This window comes from Bartonella florencae (genome assembly GCF_000312525.1).
GTDB lineage: Bacteria > Pseudomonadota > Alphaproteobacteria > Rhizobiales > Rhizobiaceae > Bartonella > Bartonella florencae.
Map to the genome: position 1 here is coordinate 190,069 of NZ_HE997452.1, position 24,890 is coordinate 214,958.

Below are 24,890 nucleotides of genomic sequence, written 5' to 3' on the forward strand. Positions count from 1 at the left end.
AAACAGAAGGAAAGAAGATTATGAATCATCCAGATATCGCAAGACGTGTTTATAATCATACTTGGAAACTTGATCCTATTATTCGTTCACTTCTTGATACAGACTTTTATAAACTTCTTATGATACAGATGATTTGGGGGCTTTATCCCAATGTCAATGTTACCTTCTCCCTCATAAACCGCACAAAAACAATACGTCTTGCTGACGATATTGATGAGAGTGAGTTGCGTGCCCAACTTGATCACGCTCTTAGTTTGCGCTTTACGAAAAAAGAAATGATCTGGCTTGCTGGCAATACATTTTATGGACGCAAACAAATTTTTACACCAGATTTTCTTCGTTGGCTTGAAAATTTTCAACTCCCAGAATATGAACTCACCCGCAAAGATGGCCAATATATTCTTCATTTTTATGGTTCATGGGCTCATAGCTCTATGTGGGAAATTCCAGCCCTTGCTATTGTCAGTGAATTGCGTTCACGAGCTGCTATGAAAAAATTGGATCGCTTTGCTCTTGATGTACTTTATGCACGTGCTAAAGCAAAAATGTGGGGTAAAGTTGAACGTCTTAAAAAATTGCCTGATATTAAAATATCCGACTTTGGTACAAGACGTCGCCATTCTTTTTTATGGCAGAACTGGTGTGTTGAAGCATTAAAAGAAGGTATTGGTAATTCTTTTACAGGAACTTCTAATGTCCTTCTTGCCATGGATACAGATTTAGAAGCTCTTGGAACCAATGCGCATGAATTGCCTATGGTCGTTGCAGCTCTCAGCAAAAACAATGATGAATTACGCAGAGCTCCGTATCAAGTTTTACAAGATTGGAATCGTTATTATGGTGGGAATCTTCTGATTGTTCTACCTGATACCTTTGGTACAGAAGCATTTTTATACGATGCCCCAGATTGGGTAGCAGATTGGACGGGTTTTAGACCGGATAGCGCTCCCCCTATTGAAGGGGGCGAACGCATTATTCAATGGTGGAAAGAAAAAGGCAAAGATCCACGCGAAAAACTCTTAATTTTTTCTGATGCACTTGATGTCGATACAATTGAAAAAACCTATCGCCATTTCCACGGAAAAGTGCGCATGAGTTTTGGCTGGGGAACAGACTTGACGAATGATTTTGCAGGCTGCGCCCCTCAAGAAATCGCAACCCTTGATGCTCTTTCCCTTGTTTGTAAAGTGACCCGTGCTAATGGACGGCCAGCCGTAAAACTTTCAGATAATCCTGAAAAAACCATCGGTGAACTGCAAGAAATAAAACGTTATATCAACTTTTTTGGCAATGAAAAACGCTTTGCCAAACCTATAAGGATTTAAATTATAAGCGTATCTCTATAAAATTAAAACAGACAGTTATAATCACTTTACGCCGAGATAGATAGATGTAGCTTCTATTAGCATTTTTAAAGTAGCATCTTTTGATAAAAGCGCTCTATCACTACTCCTAAAAGTGACTTACTCTGATTATGGTCTTCCTATATAGCTTTTTTTGCTCATAAAATATTTTACGAACACATCATTCACTGCAATAAATCGCTCTAAAAGGTTTATTATCTCATATATATTTTTGATATTTGTAACCCTGCAATTGAAAGTAAAAAATCTCTGCCAATAGCTCTAACAAACCTGTCAATCAAAAAACTATTTGGTTTGTGCCAATTCTTTCTCTCATTATGAAGATGGGCGCGTTACTATATAAATGGCAATAAGCAGTAAAAGTGCAGCAACCAATAAAGCAAACCACAAAACAGGATGCGCTATTATTAGAAAAGATAAAAAACCACCTGCTATACTTATGACCGCCAAAATTTTAATAAATGTAGAAACAGCCTTTTTTTCTTCCCACTGCTTAATAGGTGGACCAAAGACGGGGTGATTATGCAACCAACGATGAAAACGCGGTGATGAGCGAGCGAAGCACCATGAAGCAATTAATAAAAATGGCACAGTTGGCATAATAGGTAATACTATACCGATAACCGCCAATACAATCATTGCACAACCTGCTACATAATAGCAAATACGCAAAGGGCGAGATATTTTAAAATCTTTTTTCATCCTCTTGTATTATTTCTCTCCATGTAAGATAACTCTACATATTTTCTTACTTTTTTATATCATAACTCACGCATATTACTTTATTTATCATTGTATTTTCTGTGACAACTTCTTCTAAAGCACAAAACAGTTTACGCAGTGTGAGGATCATTTTAAAATTTTCAAGAAATAGAAATAAATTTCAGGAAAAGAAAAAATAAAAAGGCTGCAGAATAAATCAATGCAGCCTCTTAATTACGAATGCAGTGTTGGGGGGAGAAATACATACTGCATTCATCCACTAGGTGTTAGGAGGAAAATAACCTAGCGCCGTGCCTTTTATTTAAAACAAACATAAGAGACAAGACACAAAAATGCATGGCTGATATGCATAAACTTTAGAAAATTCAAATTTCTTGGACCGTGGTTCGGCGAAAGAAAATCGACGTGAAAATAGCAATAAAAATCAGTGTCAAAATCAATACAATTGTTGAAGCAGAATCAGAACCGATAAATAAGCTAAGATAAATCCCTAAAAAACCAGAAAAAGCTGCAACAAATATAGCAATTACCAACATAAAAGAAAATCGTTTTGTGACAAGATAAGCAATTGCTCCTGGTGCTATCAGTAAAGAAATAACAAGCACAATTCCAACAGCTTTCAAAGCTGCAACAATCGTGAGAGAAATCATCGTTAAAAGAGTATAATGGAGCAATGATATTCGCAACCCCATTGCACGACCTTGTACCGAATCAAAAATATACAGCATAAAATCACGCCATTTTGCTGCTAAAATAAAAGTAACAATGGCAGAAATGATTGCTGTCTGTGTAATATCAAGCCAATTAACGCCCAACAGATTACCAAATAGAATATGATTTAAATCTAAGCTACTATAAATAGATGTTGCCAAAACAAGCCCTAAACCAAACATCGATGAAAAAACAACACCCATCACTGTATCCTGTTTGATACGACTATTGCTTCCTAAAAAACCTGTTGTAAGTGCACAAACCATACCCGCAACAAAAGCACCACAAGTAATCAAAGTCATAGTAATATTCTCTGGACGCATATGCTGAAACCAAGCAAAGGGCAAAGAAGTTAAAAATGCTATCACCCACGGTGTTGCCATATAACCAACAACAACACCTGGAAAAACTGCATGGGAAATGGCATCGCCTAACAGAGCCCATCCTTTCAAAATAAGAAAACAGGAAAGCATTGCCATTGGAACAGAAAGGATTATAACAATAAGCATGCCTTTCAGCATAAAAGAAAACTGAAAAGGAAGTAGTAATTGATCAATCATGATAACATCACACCTTTTTTTGCTGCACTTATCCGTAAACGCGCAGCAATATAACCGTGTTTAGGAGCAAAAATAAAAGCTAACATAAATAAGAATGCTTGAAAAAGAACGACAACACCACCCGTTTGTGCATTCAAAAAATAACTCACATAAACACCTAATACGCTTGTGAATGTCCCAATTATAACTGCAATAACCAAGATATTCACAAAACGATCACTTAAAAAATAAGCTGTTGCCCCAGGAGTTACAACCAAACAAATAACCAAAAATGCTCCAACCGTTTGCATAGCAGCAACGGTACAAGCAGCAAGCAGTGTGAAAAAGAGAATCTTTAAAAACTTTACGTTCAATCCAATGGCACGTGCGTGTGTTTCATCAAATAAAGAAACAAGGAGATCTTTCCATTTCAAAAGCAATATAAGTAAAGAGAAAAAGCCAATAAAAGCCAATTGTATAATATCTGATGAACTGACTGCTAAAATATTTCCTAAAACAATCGTATCAATATTAACAGCCATTGGTTTTAATGATTTGAGAAATAATCCAAAAGCAAAAAAGGAAGAAAAAATGAGACCAATAATAGTATCTTCTTTCAGTTTTGTCCTCTGATTAAAAAACAACATTGCTGCTGCTGCAAGACCACCAGAAAAAAAAGCTCCCACAGAAAAAGGTAAGCCTAGAAGATAAGCTCCTGCAACACCAGGGACAATAGAATGAGAAAGTGCATCGCCAATAAGTGACCAACCTTTTAACATCAAAAAAGCAGAAAGAAAGGCACAAACACAGCCAACTAACCCCGAAACCCACATCGCATTCACCATATATTGATAGCTCAGTGGCTCAAGCAACCAAGAAATCATGCAACATTCTCCATTTTTTGAATATTCTCATGAACAGTAGATCCTTTTTTCCCCATAAAGACATCCCCTTTGTTACCACCTTGAAAATCAAAAATATGATGATGCAAAGATCCACCAAAAGTTTTCTCCAAATTTTCCTTGGTAAAGACAGTTTCTGTTAGCCCCGAAGCCAAAACCGTTCCTTTGATTAGAAGCGTATGATCACAAAATTCCGGAACAGAACCTAAATTGTGGGTAGAAACCAAGATCACTGCTCCTTCTTTACGAAGATCTTGTAACAAAGCAATGATTTTATCTTCTGTTGTAACATCAACCCCTGTAAACGGTTCATCTAATAAAATAGCTTTTGCTTTCTGTGCCAGAGCACGCGCCAGAAAAACACGCTTTTTCTGGCCACCAGAAAGTTCTCCAATCTGGCGCTTAGCAAAAGGCAACATATCCACGCGTTCCAAAGCAACACGCACAGCTTCATAATCCCGTGCCCGTGCATAACGAAAAAAGTTCATGTGACCATAACGTCCCATCAAGACAACATCTTCAACAAGAACAGGAAAATTCCAATCAACATCTTCACTCTGAGGAACATAAGCAATGAGGTTTTTTTTCAAAGCCGTATCAACGGGTAAACCAAACATGCGAATTTTTCCTTTTGAAGGACGCACAAACCCCATAATTGCTTTAAATAATGTTGACTTACCTGATCCATTTACGCCAACCAATGCGGTAATAGAACCCCTTGGGCTTTCAAAATCTACCTCGCGTAAAGCTGTATGTCCATTACGATAAGTTACTGTTACCTCTTGGGCAAATATTCCAGATTTCGTCATTGGCTTTTTACTCCCTCTAATAAGGCATTGCTAATACGTCCACTTGTGACACGTAATAAATCAATATAAGTGGGTACCTCACCATTTTTCTCACTCAGAGAATCAACATAAAGAACACCGCCGTATTTAGCCCCTGTTTCTCTTGCGACTTGTTTAGCAGGTGCTGGAGAAATTGTGCTCTCAGAAAAAATTGCATGAATATTGTATTTGCGAACCATATCAATAACATGCTTAACTTGTTGCGGCGTTCCTTGTTGATCCGCATTAATAGGCCATAAATAAAGTTCTTTTAGATCAAAATCACGTGCCAAATAGCTAAAGGCACCCTCACTGGTTACAAGCCAGCGTTTATCTTGAGGAACAGCTGCCAATTCAGCTCTAATGGGATCAATCGTTGCGCGAATCTTTTGCTTATAAATTTCAGCATTTTCTTTATAAATAGCAGCATTTTCAGGATCATATTTTACGAAAGCATCGCGAATATTATCAACGTAAATCAGAGCAGAAGTCGGTGACATCCATGCATGGGGATTTGGCTTACCACTAAAGGGACCCTCACCAATTGTAATAGGTACAATACCTTTTGAAACAACAACACTTGGAACATCCTTGATGTTTTGAAAAAACTTTTCAAACCAAAGTTCTAACTCTAATCCATTCCAAAATACAAGGTTGGCCCCTTGGGCACGCATAAGATCGCGGGGGGTGGGCTGATATTCATGAATTTCTGCACCTGGTTTTGTAATGGATTCAACATCAGCAGCATCACCTGCTACATTGCGCGCCATATCAGCAATAATAGTGAATGTTGTAACAGCTTTAAATTTACCAGCAGATAAAGCAAAATTGGGTGTAAAAAAAATAATATTCCCAAAAACTATGGTGAAAAACGTTCTTACGTTCATTGATTCTCTCTTTCCTTATATGCTTTCTTTTTATTGCGAATAATTTGCATTATCATTTAGCAATAGCAGTTATCTTTTATGTTTGCAATGAAGGATTAGAAGAAAAATAATCTTTCAAGATGTTTCAAAACAGTATTTTTCATCTTGAAAAAATTGATGATTTAAAGTGAGCTTATTTTGATAAAAAATCTCTTTCAAGAAGCTCTATCGCTCTTGAATACTAAAAAGGAGCACTTAAAAATGCTCCCACTTTATGCAAATGTCTTATAAAAAATGCGAAAACTCAGCAGCGCAAACATGCACCTGTCATTTTGGCAACATTCTCCACTATCTTTAAGGCAAGCTCTTCCAAATCTTCATCTGTTAGAGTTCGCTCCATGGGCTGAAGGGTTACTTCAATCGCAACAGATTTTTTATCTTCCCCAAGGCTTGAATCTTCAAAAATATCAAAAACCTGCACTGAATGAATAAGCTTTTTATCGGCTCCACTTGCAGCACGCACAATAAGAGAAGAGGCAACAGTTTTATCAGCTACAAAAGCAAAATCACGCCGCACCATTTGAAAAGGCGAGAGTTTCAAAGGAGGACGGCTTTTGGTTGTTTTTTTCTTTGATTCTGGAATTTGATCAAGAAAAACTTCAAAACCACATACAGGGCCACTGACATCTAACTTTTCTAATGTAGCTGGATGAAAAACGCCAAAAAAACCGAGAGTAACCTTTGATCCAAGCCTCATTATTCCTGAACGACCAGGATGATACCAATCAGGCGCCCCAACTTCAATTTGAACCTTGTCACTGTCTATACCACATGCTTCTAAAACAGCCAATGCATCTGCTTTTGCATCAAAAACATCAACGGCTGTTGCATTTCCATTCCAAAAGCGCCCTGCTCCTTTAAATTGTTCTGTTCCACGACGAATCCCACTCGCAACACGATGTTGTTTATCAGGGCTGTCGCCTTCATAAACGTTGGAAACTTCAAACAAAGCAAGATCTGGAAAACCACGATCAGCATTGCGCTGTGCTGCCACCAACAAACCTGGCAAAAGAGAAGGACGCATCACCGACATATCCGCAGAAATAGGATTTACTAATTTAAGTCGTGCTTGACCTCCATCAAAAGCAAACGCCTGATTTTCAGAAATAAAGGACCACGTTACAGCCTCTTTCATACCGCGATGTGCCAAAGTCAAACGTGTAAGACGTGAACGAAGCTGTGAAACTGTTAAAACTGGGCCTTTGCCTTCTGTAAAATTCTCCAATGGAATAGGCTCAATTTTCTCTAACCCATAAATCCTCATCACCTCTTCTACTAAATCGGCTTTACCACCAATATCAGGGCGCCATGTTGGAACTTTAACCGTAACGATATCTCCCTTTCCTTCAATACAAAAGCCAAGCTTTTCTAAAATAGCGATGACTTGTTCGTGCTCTATTTGCAAATGTGTTAAACGTTTAATTTCAGAAAAAGGGAAAGAAATCTGATTAACTGCTGGTTGCTGATAACCAACAACCTTTTTCTTGGATACTTCACCACCACAAAGACGCAAGGTTAATTCTGTTGCAATCTCAAGCCCTGTTTCCATAAAAGCTGGATCAACACCTCTTTCAAACCGATAACGCGCATCACTGATAAGGCCTAATGCACGCCCCGTTTGCGCAATGCTCTTTGTATCCCATAATGCTGATTCAATAATAACACGCCGTGTCGTCTCATCACAGCTTGTTCTCTCACCACCCATGATACCAGCAATGGAAACAACACCCTCTTCATCGGCAATGACACAATCTTTCATGCCCAAATTATAGGTTTTTCCATTCAGTGCTTGAAGCTTTTCACCTTCATGGGCACAGCGTACATACAAATTGCCTTTAATTTTATCCGCATCAAAAACATGAAGCGGACGACCAAGATCAAAACTGATGTAATTTGTCATATCAACCAATGCATTAATTGGCCTTAAACCGATTGCACTTAAACGCCGCTGCATCCATTGTGGTGATGAACCATTTTGAACATTACGCACTTCACGCCAAGCAAACCCTAAACATAAGGATGTGCTGGACGAGAAATCTAAAGAAACATCAAGTGGTGTTTCAAAGGTAACATCGAATTGTGGTAAGGATAATTCTTTTAATTTTCCTACTCCAGCAGCAGCAAGATCACGGGCAATGCCGCGAACACCGGTGCAATCAGAACGATTAGGAGTCAAACCAACATCAATGATCGGATCATCTAAACCAGCATAAGCTGCAAATGCCCTTCCAATAGGTGCATCTTCTGGAAGCTCGATAATCCCATCATGTTCACCTGATAACTCAAGTTCGGCCGATGAACACATCATTCCAAAACTCTCAACACCGCGGATTTTTCCTACCGATAGCGTTACATCAAGTCCTGGTACATAAGTCCCTAGTAACGCAAGGACACCAACAAGTCCAGCGCGTGCATTTGGTGCACCGCAGATAACTTGTAGAGGTGTAGCAGAACCTGTATCGACTGATAAAATCTGGAGTTTATCTGCATCAGGATGTTTTTCTGCCGTTAAAACTTTCGCAATAACAAATCCTTTTAAAGAAGAACGGTCATCAACATGGTCAACCTCAAGCCCTATAGCCGTTAGTTTCTCACAAATTTCATCCAAAGACGCATCTGTCTCTAAGTGATCTTTTAACCACGACAATGTAAATTTCATTTTAAAACCTCACATCAAAGCTTCTGATAAGATCACAAATTTCTTAAACTGGAAAAAAAGCTGGCATATCAAAACAACGAAAACCATAATGATCTAACCAACGTAGATCAGCATCAAAAAAAGCCCGTAAATCAGGCATACCGTATTTTAACATGGCAATCCGATCAATGCCCATACCCCATGCAAAACCTTGATACTCATCGGGATCTAAACCAACATTTTTTAAGACATGAGGATGCACCATTCCACACCCTAAGATTTCTAACCAATCCTCTCCTTCTCCAAATTTTACTTCTGAACCAGAGCGATCACATTGAATATCTACTTCCATAGACGGTTCTGTAAAAGGAAAAAAAGAAGGACGAAAACGCATCTTTACTGAAGGAACTTCAAAAAAGGCTTTACAAAAAGTCTCATGCAACCACATCATATGAGCAATGGTAGAAGTTTTATCAATCACAAGACCTTCTACCTGATGAAACATGGGCGAATGCGTCGCATCCGAATCCATACGATATGTTTTCCCAGGAATAATAATGCGTATCGGTGCTTTTTGCTTTTCCATGGTACGAATTTGCACAGGCGAGGTATGGGTGCGTAATAATTTCCGCTCTCCCATTTTATCAACATCAAAAAAGAAGGTATCATGCATTTCGCGCGCTGGATGACCTTCAGGAAAATTCAAGGCCGTAAAATTATAATAATCTGTTTCAATATCTGGTCCTTCTGCAAGAGAAAAGCCCATCTTCGTGTAAATAGCTATAATTTCCTCAATGACCTGTGAGATTGGATGAATACGCCCCCGTTCCATAGGCGAAGAACGAACAGGTAAGGTTACATCAATTTTTTCACGAGAAAGGCGTGCATCCATGGCTTGGCGCCTCAAAAAATCACGCTTTTGCGTCCATAATTCTAAAATGCGATTTTTTAACTCATTAAGAGCTGGGCCAACTTTTTGACGCTCACTAGCATCCATTTTTCCTAATGCTTTTAATCTTTCAGAGATGCTGCCCTTTTTGCCTAATGCTGCAATACGCACTGTTTCAAGTGCTTGTTCATCACCAGCTGCCTCTAAAGCTAAACAAATTTCTTGTTCCAAACGCTCAATGTCGCTCATATCATTGCCTATTTTTTGAATAGAAAAAAACCCGCACTAGCAAAAACCAGTACGGGACCCCGAATAAATCAATGCTTTAAGAGAACACGACTGGCTTATTTGACAGCGCCTTCAAAAGCATTAGGCGTTGTATTTTTCAAATATTCCAACGCCTTCTTTGCAGAAGCAACTAAAGCAGAAAATGCCGCTTTTTCATGGATTGCTATATCTGAAAGAACTTTACGATCAATTTCAATACCCGCTTTTGATAAACCATCAATAAAGCGACCATATGTTAAGCCTTCTGCACGAACAGCCGCGTTAATTCTCTGAATCCACAACGCACGGAAAGTACGTTTCCTATTTTTGCGATCACGATAAGCGTATTGTTTTGAACGATCAACCGCTGCCTTCGCCGCACGAATGGTATTTTTACGACGACCGTAAAAACCTTCAGCCTGTTTTAGAACTTTTTTGTGCTTAGCGTGCGCCGTTACACCTCTTTTTACACGTGCCATGTAATACTCTCCTCAAAATCAAAAGCGTAAGGTTTAAATACCATTTGGCAAATAATACTGAATAACTTTTTTGGTATCTTGTTCGCATAAAACCATCGTTCCGCGTGCATCACGAATAAATTTATTCGAACGTTTAATCATACCATGACGTTTACCTGCAGCTGCTACTTTAACTTTGCCTGACGCAGTGATTTTAAACCGCTTTTTAGCGGATGATTTGGTCTTCATCTTGGGCATTTTGCTACTCCATACAATATATAATGTTTATTCATAAAATTTATTTGTTCATAAAAGTGGATTTATTCACTCAAGCGGACCAGCGCTTGAACAAGCATTTAAACAGACACGGCATGCCCTGCCGGACGGTTCTAACAGCGTTTTCATAAGCTAATATACACAAAATAGCAAGAGCGTATCAAAAAAAAATCGGAGCTCCATTGCCTTGAACTTCAACCAAAGGTGCTGGAATTGTATTCGTTTTCATTGCTGCTTTACAGAGATCAGCAATAATGCAGTGTATACATTGTGCTTTACGTGCTTGACAAACATAACGCCCATGCAAAATGAGCCAATGATGCGCATGACGTAGATAATGGGTTGGTATAATCTTGAGTAGTTTTTCTTCAACGATATCTGGTGTTTTACCAGGCGCTAAACCAAGACGGTTACTTAAACGAAAAATATGGGTATCGACCGCTAGTGTAGGCTGACCAAAAGCAATATTTAAGACAACATTGGCCGTTTTACGCCCTACTCCAGGAAGTGCCATAAGTGCTTCACGTGTATCTGGCACTTGACCATCATAGTGATCAATTAGGAAATTGCAAAGTGCATAAACATTGCGTGCTTTCGCACGCCAAAGACCAATGCTACGAATATGACGTGCAATCTCTTCTTCTCCTAATGAAACCATTTTTTCTGGTTGATCAGCGATGCGAAATAATTCTTTTGTTGCTTTATTAACACTGGTATCCGTTGCTTGAGCCGAAAGCACAACAGCAATCAAAAGAGTAAAAATATCTGTATAAATCAAATCACTCTTAGGAGATGGGCGTTGGACAGAAAAACGGCGAAATATTTCTTCAATTTCATCTTCCCTGTATAATATTGCAGAAGATTTTCGTACCTTTGACAATTTTGTTTTTATTGTTCTTTGAGTCATTCTTGAAGTCTCTCAATCTTCTCTCTTGAAGTTATCACCTACACTCGCCATATGAGAGAGAAATGCAGCGAACACTTTTTATAGAGTTTGGTCAAGTAAAGCCGCTTTAAAGAGGATATTCACAATGACACATGTGACGCCTTTCTCCAATCCCTTTCTTTTAGGATTTGAAACGATAGAAAAAACACTGCGACGTATTGGTAAAGCGGATGAAGCTTATCCAGCTTATAATATTGAGCGTCTGAACAAAAATGATGAGGCAAATCATATACGCATAACTTTAGCTGTTGCGGGATTTAAAGTCGATAATCTCAATATTCTGCTCGATGACAATCAACTGATCATTCATGGTAAACAAACAGACAATCAAAATCACCAATATTTATATCATGGTATAGCTGCACGCCAATTTCAACGGATCTTTGTTCTCGCCGAAGGAATGCACGTTACAAATGCTGAGTTGAAAAATGGACTGTTATCCATTAATCTATATCAACCAAAGTTAAAAAAACAAACAAAACAAATTCCAATTAAAATTAGCAATGGTGAGGTATAAAAGTTAAGGTGTAAAGGAATAAGGAAATGGGAGAACATAAACAAAACTTGTCTTTACAGAATGCGTCATATCCTGATGCGGGGCAAATTGCTTATTTGAAAAAAATTTGTACAGATGATTTGGCTAAAAATTTTCCAGATCTTCCACCAATGACCCCAGGCATTACAATATGGGCTCTCTTTGGTGAAACAGGTTATCCAATCATTTTATCCGATGAGCGCTCTATCGCTCTTGCGGGAGCTAATGAACATGAGCTACAAATTGTAACTCTACACTAAATTGCTATACGAAGAACAATGGAACTATTTTCATAAATTTTATCCGTTGTTTTTCGTATATAGTATGGTGTTAAGTTCATTTGATGTGCTTATCTTTATAGTTGTGAAAATATTAAGAGACATCGTCACTCTTCTATTATTTCATTTACAAACTCTATATGTTGTAATTTTTCTGCATTCAAAATGTAAATGCTATTGAGTAATGCCATTTTTATACTTATGCAAGTATAATACCATTATTCTCTTTCTCCTTTAAAGGTGAAGCTAAACCCTTGATTGGCATCTTCACAATCCTTTTTAACGCCGCCCACATGCCCTTAATTGCTGCTCATATTGTCTGGATATTCTTGCCATACGCTGCGCTGCTTGTGTAAGTGCACCACTAGCGTGCCCCCCACTGCGGGCATAACCACCGTGCCCCATATGATAATTTAAATAAAGGCTATAAGCATCATTAAACCTCACACCATTGCGTTGAACACTTTGGCGATGGTACCAAGCAACAAAATCAGCAGCATCTGCAAAATTGGTACGCCATGCAAAAGACCTGCCCGTAGAGCGCATATACGTTGCCCATGTACTGTCAAGTGCTTGAGAATAACCATAAGCTGTCGACCGACGTTTCCATGGAATAAAACCAAGCAGTTTTGTACGTGGGGGACGTGCATTATGACGAAAGCCCGATTCCATATTAATGGTTGCAAGAATAATAGGCATAGGAATCCCGTAACGCATTTCTGCTCTTTGAGACGCCTTTCCCCAATTATCAAAAAAACTATCCTTATGTGCTAAAATGGCACAAGCGTTATGTGTAGGGATGTGAGAGGTTGTTGCGCATCCGCCTAACAGAAACACCAATGCCGCTAAAAACAAAAGGTGCCGCATATTCTTTCTTCCTCTTACTTAGGAAATAAAACAAGCCATGAATACTAAAAAATTATTACCAATCCATAAAGAATATGCACATAATAATTGGGAGCTTTATTTTATTCTTCATCAACCAAATGCAATGTTTGGGGTTGAAGAGCTGTTATCATTTCGGTTCGCTCAGCGTCGTTGCTTTTTAATTCAAAAGACTCAATACGGTTAGCCCGTTTCATAATTTTAGAGGATGATATTAAAATCCCTTCTATATCTTCACCAGCTTTGTAAAAATGCTTCTGTAGTGCGCGAACACGCGTATCCATTCGCCCAAAATCTTCCATCAACTTTGCTACTTCTGACTGAATCAAATGTGCTTGTTCACGCATCCGCGCATCTTTCATAATGGTTTGTACAACCTGAACAGAGAGCATCAATAAAGACGGCGATACAATAATCACGTGTGCTCTATTGGCTTTTTGTACCAATGGCTCAAAATCTTCATAAATTGTTGCAAAAATCGATTCCGATGGCACAAAGAGAAAAGCGGTATCATGGGTTTCTCCAGGAATGAGATATTTTTGTGCAATATCACGAATATGAACTTCCATATCAGTGCGAAATTGGCGTTCTGCCTCTTGACGCTCTTGAGCTATCGTTGCTTTGCGCATGGCATTCCAAGCTTCCAGAGGAAATTTAGCATCCACAACAAGAGAAGGTGCTTTATTTGGCATGTGAATGAGACAATCTGGCCGTTTTCCATTGGAAAGAACTGCCTGAAAAACATAAGAATTGACTGGTAGAGCATCGGCAATAATCGCCTCCATACGCCCTTGACCAAAAGCGCCACGCGTCTGCTTATTGCTTAAAATGGCCTGCAGTTGCACAACCTGTCCGGTAAGTGACTGAATATTATTTTGCGCTGCATCAATGACTGCTAAACGCTCTTGCAAACGATTCAAATTCTCATAAGTTGATTTTGTCTGTACCTGAAGTGTTTGCCCTATATTGGCTGTCATACCATTGAGTTGCTCACTGAGTGATTTATTCAATTCAGCCTGCCTTTGACCAAAAATTTCAGCCATCGTTTGCATTCGCCCTTGCATTTCAGCTTGTGTTTTGAGCAATGTAGCCATCTGCTCTTGTGCCTCACGAGCATGCTTGGCAACTTCACTTTCCAAAAGTGCCTTTTTCCGATGAGAATAAATCAACATAAAACATGCTAAGCAAACGAGTATCAGTAAAAATAGAATACCGAGTTTCGTAAAAGATTCATCAGCAAGTATAAAAGAAAAAAACGAATCAAACATGAGAAGTAATATAACGCCCTCATTATAAAAAAGTGCAAGAATTTGTCATTCAATATTGACCCATAACAAAGCATTGATTAATCTGTGCCCTATGCCAATAAGATCTTTAGTTACTTTACCGGACCCAATTTTACGAGAAGTGTCCAAACCCATCGAGCATATTGATGCAGCCCTCCAAAGGCTTGCTGATGATATGTTGGAAACGATGTATGATGCCCACGGTATTGGTCTTGCTGCTATTCAGATTGGAATACCACTGCGCATGTTGGTTATGGATGTCTCTGGAAATTCTGAAGATGAGCAAAAAAAACCGCTTGTTATTATCAATCCTGAAATCTTATGGCTTTCAGAAGAACGTAATATTCACAAAGAAGGTTGTCTTTCTATTCCTGACTATTTTGCAGAAGTTGAACGCCCTAAACGCCTGCGTGTTCGTTATCAGAACCGTGAAAGACAACAAACAGAAATTGAAGCAGATGATCTCTTGTCCACTTGCTTGCAACATGAAATTGATCATTTAGATGGGCGTCTTTTTATTGATTACATTTCAAAAATCAAACGTGATATGGTGATACGAAAATTTAAAAAACGCGCAAAAGAAAAAACGACACAGGAAGCAATTTTATAATGGCATTACGGTTGAGTTTTATGGGAACACCGAGTTTTTCTGTTCCCATTTTGAACGCTTTGTTAGATGCCGGCCATGATGTTGTCGCCGTTTATAGTCAACCCCCTCGCCCAGCAGGACGTCGTGGTCTCAAACTCGTCCCCTCACCTGTGCAAAATGCAGCAGAAGAAAAATCTATTCCTGTATTCACGCCCCAAACACTCAAAACAACCGAACAGCAAGCCCAATTTGCAGCGCTTCGTGTTGATGCTGCTATTGTGGTTGCCTATGGACTCCTCTTACCGAAAGCTATTCTTGAAACACCGCGTTTTGGATGTTTTAATGCCCATGCTTCGCTTTTACCACGGTGGCGTGGTGCCGCACCTCTTCAGCGTGCAATTATGGCTGGAGATGAGGAAACGGGGATGATGATTATGAAAATGGATGAAGGACTTGATACAGGGCCTATTGCCCTCTCACGCTCTCTCCCCATCACTGATACCACCACCACGGATAAACTTTCAAACAAACTTTCATATATCGGTGCAGAACTTATGATAGAAGTTCTATCAGCTCTAGAAAAAGGACAGCTCCAACTTACCCCGCAATCAGCAGAAGGCATTACCTATGCTGCCAAAATCAAAAAAGAAGAAACCCGCATTGATTGGACAAAATCTGCTGAATTTATTCATCGATATATCCGTGCACTCTCTCCCTTTCCTGGCTGCTGGTGCAACATGAATATCGCTGGACAAGAAGAACGCGTAAAAATTCTTGGAAGTCGTTTAACAACAGGCCCTTCTCTTGAAATTGGTCGAATAGAACCAGATTCTTTGATTGTCCATTGTGGACAAGGACGTCTTGAAATAACCCATCTGCAAAGATCTGGTGGTAAAGTCCTTGAGAGTGCAAGCTTTTTGCGAGGCGCTCATATTTCTGCTGTTTTTTGATATGCCACGTTTTAAACTCACTCTTGAATACGATGGATCAAATTATGCTGGCTGGCAACGTCAAGCAGAGCTTCATACTATACAAGGAGCTCTTGAACTGGCGATTTTTCGTTTTAGTGGACAACAATTAACCATTAAAACAGCAGGGCGAACAGATGCAGGGGTCCATGCCACAGGACAAGTTGCCCATGTTGATTTTGAAAAAAACTGGCATACGCATACAGTGCGTGATGCGCTTAATGCTCTTTTACGTCAACAGGGGGAAGCGATTTCAATCTTAAACGTAGAAAATGTCCCTGATGATTTTGATGCACGATTTTCCGCCATTAAACGTCATTATCTTTTTAAAATTCTCAATCGCCGCTCTCCACCAGCCCTAAATGCCAAACGCGTGTGGTGGTTGCCAAAGCCTCTTAATGCGCAAGCTATGCATGAAGCGGCTCAAAAACTTGTAGGACAACATGATTTTACCACTTTTCGCTCGGTCCATTGCCAAGCCAAAAGCCCTATTCGTACCCTTGAATGTCTCGATGTTCAAAGAGAAGGAGAAGAGATCTTTCTCTATGCACGGGCGCGTTCTTTTCTGCATCATCAAATCCGTTCCTTTGCAGGAAGTCTCATGGAAGTTGGTGTTGGGCGCTGGAGTCCTCAAGATCTTGAGGAAGCTCTCCATGCTAAAGATCGAACACGTTGTGGTGTTATTGCACCACCTTCAGGACTTTATTTGACTAAGGTAGAATATTAATTATCCTTCAAGGTTCCTTCTTAAAGGGCAATTAAGGGAGCTTATAAAAGGAACGAATTTCTTCAAAAGCTTCTGCTGCAGTATTAACAAATTTTACCAAATTAATATCAGAAGGAGAAATTGTACCTTGCGCTGATAAATAATCAAAATTGATCACATTGTCCCAAAATTCTTTGCCAAAGAGTAAAATCGGAACCTGTTTCATACGCCTTGTCTGTATTAAAGTTAATGTCTCAAACAGCTCATCTAGAGTCCCAAATCCTCCAGGAAAAATCGCTAATGCCTTTGCCCGCATAAGAAAATGCATTTTGCGCATCCCTAAATAATGAAAATTAAAACATAAATGCGGCGTTATATAAGGATTAGGATTCTGCTCATGAGGTAAAACAACATTCAAACCAATAGTTGGTGCACCAACATCAATGGCACCACGATTTCCTGCTTCCATTATCCCTGGTCCCCCTCCTGTGACAATAACAAATTCACGATATTCTGTCGTAGCAGAATAGCGTGAGCATAAACGTGCAAATTCCCTTGCCTCATCATAGTAATGTGACATAGCATGCAAATTTCTCTTTTGTGTTTCATTTTTTGCGGCCCATGCTGCTTGTCCAGATTCAGGAATCCGTGCACTACCAAATAAAACGACTGTTGATTGAATATCATATTCTTGCAGGGTTATTTCCGGTTTTAAAAACTCGAGAGCAATACGTTGTGAGCGCAGTTCAGGACGCATCATAAAATCCTGATCGATATACGCTAAACGATAAGTAGGCGAACAAATTTGCTCTGTATCAGAGACCTTATCTATCTGTTCTATAGCATCCTTTGCGTGAATAAGTGGTGTCCAAACCGTTTTATTTTCTCTTCTTTTTTTCTTATTGTCTTTTTTCATGCACTTGTCCTACTTCTTCATCACTTTATTGACTGAACCTATTTCCTCCCCTAAATTATAAGGAATAAATCTTGAAGCTTTCAACTTGTTTAACGGAACTCTGATCATGACTAATCTTACACAACTTGAAATGATTATTGAAAAAGCATTTGACGATCGCGATTCTATCAATACTACAACAAAGGGGGAAATTCGTGAGAGTGTAGAACATGCATTAAACCTTCTTGATAAAGGAAAAGCCCGTGTTGCAGAACGTCAAAAAAATGGACAATGGCATGTTCACCAATGGCTGAAAAAAGCTGTCCTTCTCTCTTTTCGCCTCAATCCCATGCATATCATTTCTGGTGGTAGCAATCAATCATATTGGTGGGATAAAGTTCCTTCGAAATTTTCTGGTTGGCAAGAAGATGATTTTCAAAAAGCGGGGTTCCGTTCCGTTCCTGGAGCGATTGTACGCCATTCTGCCTATATTGCACCAAACGTCATACTCATGCCATCTTTTGTCAATCTTGGCGCTTTTGTCGATGAGGGCACAATGGTTGATACATGGACAACCGTTGGTTCTTGCGCACAAATTGGCAAACATGTTCATCTTTCTGGTGGTGTTGGAATCGGTGGTGTTTTAGAACCACTGCAAGCAAATCCAACCATTATTGAAGACCATTGCTTTATTGGTGCACGCTCTGAAGTTGTTGAAGGCTGTATTATTCGTGAAGGCGCTGTTTTAGGAATGGGCGTTTTTATTGGAAAATCCACCAAGATTATTGATCGTACAACCGGTGAAATTTTTATAGGCGAAGTTCCCCCCTATTCTGTTGTGGTTCCAGGTTCCCTCCCCAGTAAACCACTGTCAAATGGTGAAGCGGGTCCAAATCTTTATTGTGCTGTTATAGTGAAACGTGTTGATCAAAAGACGCGAGAAAAAACATCTATTAATGATCTTTTGCGCCATTAAAGTGCAGTTTTTAAAAACTCTAGCTAATAAACAAAATAAAAAAGCAAAATGAATAAGGGAGGATACTCCCTTATTTTGCTATTTACTCATTTTGAGTGCTTGAATAAAAGCTGACTGTGGAATTTCTACTTTTCCAAATTGGCGCATCCGCTTTTTGCCTTCTTTTTGCTTTTCTAAAAGTTTGCGCTTACGCGTGACATCGCCCCCATAACATTTTGCTGTTACGTCTTTACGCAAAGCACGAATTGTTTCACGCGCAATGATCTTACCACCTATTGCTGCTTGAACTGGAATCTGAAACATATGCTGTGGAATAAGGTCCTTTAGTTTCTCACACAGTGAACGTCCGCGTTTTTCTGCAATAGTACGGTGCACAAGCATTGACAATGCATCAATAGGCTCCCCATTCACCAAAATAGACATTTTTACTAAATCGCCCTCTACATAATCCGTCATCTGATAATCAAAGGAAGCATAACCCTTTGAGATTGATTTTAGACGATCATAAAAATCAAAAACGACTTCATTGAGTGGTAAATCATATGTCACCATGGCGCGTGTTCCAACATAGGACAAACTCACCTGTATCCCTCGGCGTTCTTGGCAAAGTTCTAAAATTGACCCAAGATAGTTATCAGGAGTCATGATCGTCGCTCTAATCCATGGTTCTTCGATAGAAGAAATTTTAACAATATCAGGCATATCTGCTGGATTATGGAGTTCCTTGACAGAACCATCATTCATATTCATGCGATAAACAACCGAAGGTGCAGTGGCAATTAAATCCAAATTAAATTCGCGCTCTAATCGCTCTTGAATAATTTCAAGATGAAGAAGCCCTAAAAATCCACAACGAAAACCAAATCCCAAAGCCGCTGATGTTTCCATTTCAAAGGAAAAACTCGCATCGTTTAAGCGTAATTTGCCCATGGCTGCACGCAAATTTTCAAAATCAGCTGCATCTATGGGAAAGAGTCCACAAAAGACAACTGGTTGTGCAGGTTTAAAACCTGGCAAGGCCTCTTCACAAGGGCGGCGTTCTTCCGTAATGGTATCACCAACCCGCGTATCTGCAACTTCTTTGATAGAAGCGGTTATAAAGCCAATCTCGCCCGGACCTAATTCATCAACTTGAATCATTTTGGGAGTAAAAACACCAACCCGTTCAACAGGATATTTTGCCCCTGTCCCCATCATGCGAATGGTTTGACCTTTTTTCAATACACCATCAATGACTCGTACCAAAACGATGACACCAAGATACGCATCATACCAGCTATCAACCAACATCGCCTTTAAAGGCTTGTTAACATCACCAGTATGGGGAGGTGGCAATTGTGCAACAATTGCTTCTAAAACATCAGAAACACCTAAGCCTGTTTTTGCTGATATTTCCACAGCCTCAGATGTATCGATACCTATCACATCCTCAATTTGTTCCTTTACACGCTCAGGTTCCGCCGCGGGAAGATCAACCTTATTAAGTACAACAACCAACTCATGTGAATTATCAATAGCTTGATAAACATTTGCTAATGTCTGTGCCTCTACACCTTGGCTCGCATCTACCACCAATAGCGAACCTTCACACGCTGCCAATGATCGCGAAACTTCATAAGCAAAATCCACATGGCCTGGTGTATCAATAAGATTTAAAATATAGGTTTCACCATTTTTTGCTTTATAGTGCAAACGTACCGTTTGTGCCTTAATAGTAATCCCACGTTCGCGCTCAATATCCATGGAATCGAGCACTTGCTCTTTCATCTCGCGGGTCTCAAGCCCCCCAGTCATTTGAATCAGACGATCTGCTAAAGTCGACTTTCCATGGTCTATATGCGCCACAATGGAAAAATTACGGATATAATTACGATCTATTGTCATAGGGGCGATTTAGCAAAGAATAGCACAAAAGGCAAAGACCAATTATACCTCTCCAAAAGCCTTTCAAAAATATAAATAAAAAAATTCTCAAAACATCACTCCTCATAACCTAAAAAATGAGGTTTTTGTTTGCTCATCCATAGAAATCATTGAAAACACCCAAACGCTCTTCACTTTTTCATATTCGTTGATCTTAACTGATATGCCGTACATTATAGAATATGCGTATACAGTCTTGCGATAAAGTTCATAAAAACTATTCTCTTTCTTTTCTTAATAAGCTTTGTGCCAACACCATCATACCATCATTCTTTTTACCAATTCTCAATGTTGCCGATAGCTCTTACATTTGAAAGCATTCGTAAAAGAACTTCTTACTTCTTTTTAAAACGATTTCATCCCTATGCTCACCACTTGTGATATGTAAGCAACACAATTTCATTTGATGCAATATAAATCATCAATTATCATTATGAATCAATAAGTTATATCAATTATAATAATAACCCACTTAATTTCATTAAAGAAATAGAAATATTTTCAGATGCTAATATCATAATAAAAGAGAAGCAAAATTAATCAATCTTTTCGGTTGTTTTAACTTTCTTGCGCCATTGTGACGGTTGTAATTCAGCCACCACAATTCCAATCAGGATGAGCGCTCCTCCTAATAAAGCTAAAGGGGATAAACGTTCACCAGCCAAACGTCCAACAATACCAGCCCATACAGGTTCGCCTGCATAAATGAGTGTTGCGCGTGTCGGCGAAATAGACTTTTGGGCCCAATTCATCGCCAATTGAATGATCGCACTCATCAATGCCAAACCTATTCCGATAGTCAACCATATCCATGAAAATTCAGGAATGCTTTCACCCATCAAAGGCATACAAAAAAATGAAAAAAGACCACTAAAGAATAACTGTATAATTGTTACACGCCTACTATCAACTCTATTGGCAAAAACTCCAATGAGTATAACTTCTCCTGCAATTGCTAAAGCACCTAATAAAGTTAGAATTTCACCTTTTGAAAAATCAAAACTTCCCGGCTTTTGTCCGGAAATAAAGATAAGCCCGACAAAAGCAAAAACAATACCAACCCAACAGGCTAGTCGGGGAGGCTTTTTAAAAACAATCCATTGTAATATTGGAACCATCGGAACATAAAGCGCCGTGATAAATGCTGACTGACTACTAATAATGGTTTGAAGTCCCGTAGCTTGTAAGGCGTAACCCAAAAACATCCCTACACCAATAGCCATCCCAGCAAAAATTTCATAAACAGTTACACCTTTCATAGAGCGGCAAAAAATTGCTCCACATATCAATGATGCAACAATAAAACGGAATCCAACAAAAAACAGAGGACCACTATAGCGCACCGCGATGTGAACCACTAAAAATGTAATACCCCACAATATGGTCGCAGCAAATAATGCTAATTCTGGTTTGCTTAACAAAGAATGCTTTAACTGTTTTATACTAGTCATGAAAGGTGCCTTCCTCCAGTTCTTCTCTATACCTTATGAAATAATAAGTGTTCCAACTCCTTGTTCGGTAAATAATTCTAGCAAGACAGAATGGGGCGTTTTGCCATTTAAAATAACAACACCTTCCACACCATTTTGAAGAGCTTTTATACAAGTTTCTACTTTCGGGATCATACCCCCTGAAATGGTTCCATTTTTAATGAGATTTTCAGCCTCAGAAATTGTTAATTCTTTTAAAAGCTTACCCTGTTTATCCAAAACACCAGGAACATCTGTTAAAAATAAAAGACGTTTGGCCTCTAATGCACCGGCAATGGCTCCAGCAAAAACATCAGCATTAATATTATAGGTTTTACCATCACGACCTGGGGCTACAGGAGCAAGAACTGGAATCATTTCAGAACATGCCAAGAGATCCAGCAATGTACGATCAATTTCAACAGGTTCGCCAACAAATCCTAAATCTAAAACACGTTCTATATGGGAATCAGGATCAATGACAGTTTTATAAGCCTTCTCAGCAAAAACCATATTGCCATCCTTGCCACATAACCCTATGGCCCACTCACCCTCTGCATTGATGAGAGCGACTATTTCTTTATTTATGGAACCTGCCAAAACCATTTCAACGACTTCAACAATCCGCTCATCAGTTACACGTAAACCGTTTTCAAATCGCGATTCAATCCCCATTTTCATCAAAATTTCAGCAATTTGAGGTCCACCACCATGGACAACAACAGGATTGATTCCTGATTGCTTCAACAGAGCAATATCACGCGCAAATGCCCGCCCCAAAGAAGGATCACCCATCGCGTGACCACCATATTTTACAACAACCGTTTCATTTTCGTATTTTTGCATATAGGGTAGAGCAGACGATAAAAACGCTGCTTGTTTTTCAAAAACACCTTCAACATCATTTTCAACTTTATCCATCAAAAGAGCCTCCTCATCACTTTTTGCCCTCTCTTAAGCAGAAGAGAAAAAAAGTGAAAACAAATTTTACTCTACCCATCTCCCTGAAAATATTTATTTTTTAATTATCACAAAAATTATAACGAAATGAACAAAGGTAGATTTCTTAAAACAATTAGTATCTACAATTAAATAAAATAGGGGTATAAAATATCATTGTTGTATGACCATTATGTAAAATGGAAGCAGAAATTAGAAAAACTTTTAACCCACGCCCGTATACACTAAACTTACTGTTTTATCCTTGAATCTTTAACAATGAATAGGAAGATATACAACAATTGATTTTATAAGATGAAAATAAAAATCATGATGAGATTCGCCGTATCATTATAGATGAAAAAGCTCTATTACCTATCTGTTCTTCTTTTTTCTCAATCCTTGAAAATAAGAAAAGATCAATTAAACGGTTTACTGTCACGAATTTTATAGAGAGAGATAATAGTAAAATACTGCTTTGTATCCTTACCCAAGACAGAAAATTTCCCTTGAAAAGAGCTATAAAATTGTTCTTACTGTTTCTTCTCTCTGGGTGATACTCTTAATGCTTGAAGTTATCCATAGAGAACAACAAAACAGCATCCTAAAACATAGATTCCTTTTCTCTTTTGGAAATTTCAAGAACGCAAAAACATTAATCCTTACAAAAATTGTGATGTAATAAAAAATCTAATAAAAATAATCTTATTAGCATACTCTTTCCCATAATGAATCCTCGTGCATATTCACTAATTTTTTCTCGAAATATTTTCAAAAAAATCTTTCATACGTGAAAAGAAACCATGGGACTGTGGTGAATTCTCATGATTTGAAAGCGTTTCAAATTTTTGCAATAATTCGCGTTGCTCTTGTGTTAATTTCTGCGGTGTTTCAATCGTGATATGAATATAAAGATCACCCCTTTCTTGCTGACGACGCAACATGGGCATGCCTTTTCCCTTAAGGCGAAACTGACGTCCATTTTGTGTACCTTCTGGAACCTTCACACGTGCTTTGACACCATCAAGGTCAGAAACCTCAAACTCGCCTCCTAAAGCAGCTGTTACCATAGAAATAGGAACACGACAGTGAATATCTGCCCCTTCTCGCTGAAAAAACTCATGCGGTTTAATGGAAAGAAAAATATAAAGATCACCGCTAGGGCCACCACGAATACCCGCATCTCCTTCACCAGAAAGGCGAATACGCGTACCATCTTCAATACCAGCTGGAATGTTCACACTCAATGAACGTTTCTTTTCCACCCTTCTCGTTCCTTGGCATTTAGGGCATGGATTGGTAATGGTTTCACCGCGTCCATGACATGTAGGACATGTGCGCTCGATAGAAAAGAAGCCTTGGGCAGCACGTACACGACCAGCTCCATGACAAGTTCCACAGACTTGTGGTTGAGAACCCTTTTTCGCACCTGATCCTTCACAAGCATCACAAGTAACAGAACTTGGAATATTAATCTGTGCAGTTTTTCCTGAAAATGCCTCCTCCAAAGTCACTTCCATGTTATAACTCAAATCAGCACCACGTTCGCGCCCATCACTACGCTTACGCTGCATTCCTCCCATAATTTCACCAAAAAAATCTTCGAAAATATCAGCAAATCCACCACCTGCAGCAAAACCTCCAAAGGGATTCGCTCCTGCATGGTCATTATTTTCAAAGGCAGCATGACCAAAGCGGTCATATGCAGCACGCTTTTGAGGATCTTTGAGAACTTCATAAGCCTCGCCAATTTCCTTGAACTTTCGCTCTGCCTCTTTATCTCCTGCGTTGCGATCAGGATGATATTGCATTGCCAACTTACGAAAAGCAGACTTTAGCTTTTTATCATCACATTCGCGCGTTACGCCAAGAATTTCATAATAATCAACCTTCATCATGTATTCCTGATAATTTCTTTGTCATCCATCTTCATGGATCATGATTTACTTTTAATTTATATTTTTAGAAAAAAAGT

24 protein-coding genes are annotated in these 24,890 nt (G+C 39.0%); 7 read left to right on the forward strand and 17 right to left on the reverse strand.

Annotation, left to right across the window (positions count from 1 at the left end):
- Nucleotides 1-20: 20 nt before the first annotated feature.
- Complete coding sequence (gene pncB, locus BN202_RS03625; RefSeq protein ID WP_019219171.1) at nt 21-1,325, forward strand: nicotinate phosphoribosyltransferase; 1,305 nt, start codon at nt 21-23, stop codon at nt 1,323-1,325.
- 354 nt (nt 1,326-1,679) lie between these two features.
- On the opposite strand, the gene BN202_RS03630 is transcribed toward pncB, so the two are convergent.
- The 10 genes from BN202_RS03630 to nth form a co-directional block, all read right to left on the reverse strand.
- The gene (locus BN202_RS03630; RefSeq protein ID WP_019219172.1) at nt 1,680-2,066 is read right to left on the reverse strand and encodes a YbaN family protein; all 387 of its coding nucleotides are present in this window, start codon (nt 2,064-2,066) and stop codon (nt 1,680-1,682) included.
- A 386-nt stretch (nt 2,067-2,452) separates the two neighbouring features.
- Nucleotides 2,453-3,358 carry a metal ABC transporter permease gene (locus tag BN202_RS03635; protein WP_019219173.1) on the reverse strand — a complete coding sequence of 302 codons (906 nt, stop codon included), beginning with the start codon at nt 3,356-3,358 and terminating at the stop codon, nt 2,453-2,455.
- A complete protein-coding gene (locus BN202_RS03640; RefSeq protein ID WP_019219174.1) occupies nt 3,355-4,221 on the reverse strand; it encodes a metal ABC transporter permease in 867 nt (288 codons plus the stop codon). Before BN202_RS03640 ends, BN202_RS03635 begins: the two co-directional genes overlap by 4 nt.
- Nucleotides 4,218-5,048, reverse strand: coding sequence for a manganese/iron ABC transporter ATP-binding protein (locus BN202_RS03645; RefSeq protein ID WP_019219175.1), 831 nt, complete (start codon nt 5,046-5,048; stop codon nt 4,218-4,220). The genes BN202_RS03640 and BN202_RS03645 overlap by 4 nt, the downstream gene beginning before the upstream one ends.
- Nucleotides 5,045-5,953: a metal ABC transporter substrate-binding protein gene (locus BN202_RS03650; protein WP_019219176.1), complete on the reverse strand. Its 909-nt coding sequence runs from the start codon at nt 5,951-5,953 to the stop codon at nt 5,045-5,047. The genes BN202_RS03645 and BN202_RS03650 overlap by 4 nt, the downstream gene beginning before the upstream one ends.
- 283 nt (nt 5,954-6,236) lie before the next feature.
- On the reverse strand, nt 6,237-8,651 hold the full coding sequence (pheT, locus tag BN202_RS03655) for a phenylalanine--tRNA ligase subunit beta (protein WP_019219177.1): 2,415 nt from the start codon (nt 8,649-8,651) through the stop codon (nt 6,237-6,239).
- Nucleotides 8,652-8,694: 43 nt separating this feature from the next.
- The gene (gene pheS, locus BN202_RS03660; RefSeq protein ID WP_019219178.1) at nt 8,695-9,768 is read right to left on the reverse strand and encodes a phenylalanine--tRNA ligase subunit alpha; all 1,074 of its coding nucleotides are present in this window, start codon (nt 9,766-9,768) and stop codon (nt 8,695-8,697) included.
- Nucleotides 9,769-9,863: 95 nt separating this feature from the next.
- Nucleotides 9,864-10,265 carry a 50S ribosomal protein L20 gene (gene rplT / locus BN202_RS03665; RefSeq protein ID WP_019219179.1) on the reverse strand — a complete coding sequence of 134 codons (402 nt, stop codon included), beginning with the start codon at nt 10,263-10,265 and terminating at the stop codon, nt 9,864-9,866.
- 33 nt (nt 10,266-10,298) lie between these two features.
- A complete protein-coding gene (gene rpmI, locus BN202_RS03670; RefSeq protein ID WP_019219180.1) occupies nt 10,299-10,502 on the reverse strand; it encodes a 50S ribosomal protein L35 in 204 nt (67 codons plus the stop codon).
- A 178-nt stretch (nt 10,503-10,680) separates the two neighbouring features.
- Complete coding sequence (nth, locus tag BN202_RS03675; RefSeq protein WP_019219181.1) at nt 10,681-11,427, reverse strand: endonuclease III; 747 nt, start codon at nt 11,425-11,427, stop codon at nt 10,681-10,683.
- Nucleotides 11,428-11,551: 124 nt separating this feature from the next.
- On the opposite strand from nth, the gene BN202_RS03680 reads away from it, so the two are divergent.
- Together BN202_RS03680 and BN202_RS03685 are read left to right on the forward strand one after the other, a co-directional pair.
- Nucleotides 11,552-11,983, forward strand: coding sequence for an Hsp20 family protein (locus tag BN202_RS03680; protein WP_019219182.1), 432 nt, complete (start codon nt 11,552-11,554; stop codon nt 11,981-11,983).
- 26 nt (nt 11,984-12,009) lie between these two features.
- Complete coding sequence (locus BN202_RS03685) at nt 12,010-12,261, forward strand: BQ00720 family protein (protein WP_019219183.1); 252 nt, start codon at nt 12,010-12,012, stop codon at nt 12,259-12,261.
- 297 nt (nt 12,262-12,558) lie between these two features.
- Here the strand turns inward: BN202_RS03685 and BN202_RS03690 are convergent, their stop codons facing one another.
- Nucleotides 12,559-13,146, reverse strand: coding sequence for a transglycosylase SLT domain-containing protein (locus tag BN202_RS03690; protein WP_019219184.1), 588 nt, complete (start codon nt 13,144-13,146; stop codon nt 12,559-12,561).
- Between the two features lie 101 nt (nt 13,147-13,247).
- Nucleotides 13,248-14,432, reverse strand: coding sequence for a DNA recombination protein RmuC (locus BN202_RS03695; protein WP_019219185.1), 1,185 nt, complete (start codon nt 14,430-14,432; stop codon nt 13,248-13,250).
- Between the two features lie 91 nt (nt 14,433-14,523).
- Here BN202_RS03695 and def point away from each other — a divergent pair, with 91 nt between their 5' ends.
- From def to truA, 3 genes are read left to right on the forward strand one after another with little or no spacing between them, the layout of a single operon-like run.
- Nucleotides 14,524-15,060 (forward strand): peptide deformylase, encoded by a 537-nt coding sequence (def, locus tag BN202_RS03700; protein ID WP_034987217.1) that lies wholly within the window; start codon nt 14,524-14,526, stop codon nt 15,058-15,060.
- Nucleotides 15,060-15,989: a methionyl-tRNA formyltransferase gene (fmt, locus tag BN202_RS03705; protein WP_019219187.1), complete on the forward strand. Its 930-nt coding sequence runs from the start codon at nt 15,060-15,062 to the stop codon at nt 15,987-15,989. Before def ends, fmt begins: the two co-directional genes overlap by 1 nt.
- 1 nt (nt 15,990) lies before the next feature.
- A complete protein-coding gene (gene truA / locus BN202_RS03710) occupies nt 15,991-16,734 on the forward strand; it encodes a tRNA pseudouridine(38-40) synthase TruA (RefSeq protein WP_034987221.1) in 744 nt (247 codons plus the stop codon).
- Between the two features lie 31 nt (nt 16,735-16,765).
- On the opposite strand, the gene BN202_RS03715 is transcribed toward truA, so the two are convergent.
- Nucleotides 16,766-17,629 (reverse strand): LOG family protein, encoded by an 864-nt coding sequence (locus BN202_RS03715; protein ID WP_019219189.1) that lies wholly within the window; start codon nt 17,627-17,629, stop codon nt 16,766-16,768.
- 106 nt (nt 17,630-17,735) lie between these two features.
- Between BN202_RS03715 and dapD the strand changes: the two genes are divergently transcribed.
- On the forward strand, nt 17,736-18,584 hold the full coding sequence (gene dapD / locus BN202_RS03720; RefSeq protein ID WP_019219190.1) for a 2,3,4,5-tetrahydropyridine-2,6-dicarboxylate N-succinyltransferase: 849 nt from the start codon (nt 17,736-17,738) through the stop codon (nt 18,582-18,584).
- 78 nt (nt 18,585-18,662) lie between these two features.
- On the opposite strand, the gene lepA is transcribed toward dapD, so the two are convergent.
- The 4 genes from lepA to dnaJ all read right to left on the reverse strand — a co-directional run bounded on the left by lepA (nt 18,663) and on the right by dnaJ (nt 24,810).
- The gene (gene lepA / locus BN202_RS03725; protein ID WP_034987226.1) at nt 18,663-20,468 is read right to left on the reverse strand and encodes a translation elongation factor 4; all 1,806 of its coding nucleotides are present in this window, start codon (nt 20,466-20,468) and stop codon (nt 18,663-18,665) included.
- 575 nt (nt 20,469-21,043) lie between these two features.
- The gene (locus BN202_RS03730; RefSeq protein ID WP_019219192.1) at nt 21,044-21,958 is read right to left on the reverse strand and encodes a DMT family transporter; all 915 of its coding nucleotides are present in this window, start codon (nt 21,956-21,958) and stop codon (nt 21,044-21,046) included.
- A 33-nt stretch (nt 21,959-21,991) separates the two neighbouring features.
- On the reverse strand, nt 21,992-22,897 hold the full coding sequence (argB, locus tag BN202_RS03735; protein WP_019219193.1) for an acetylglutamate kinase: 906 nt from the start codon (nt 22,895-22,897) through the stop codon (nt 21,992-21,994).
- 767 nt (nt 22,898-23,664) lie between these two features.
- Entirely contained in the window at nt 23,665-24,810 is a 1,146-nt protein-coding gene (dnaJ, locus tag BN202_RS03740; protein ID WP_034987230.1) for a molecular chaperone DnaJ, read from the reverse strand.
- Between the last annotated feature and the right edge of the window lie 80 nt (nt 24,811-24,890).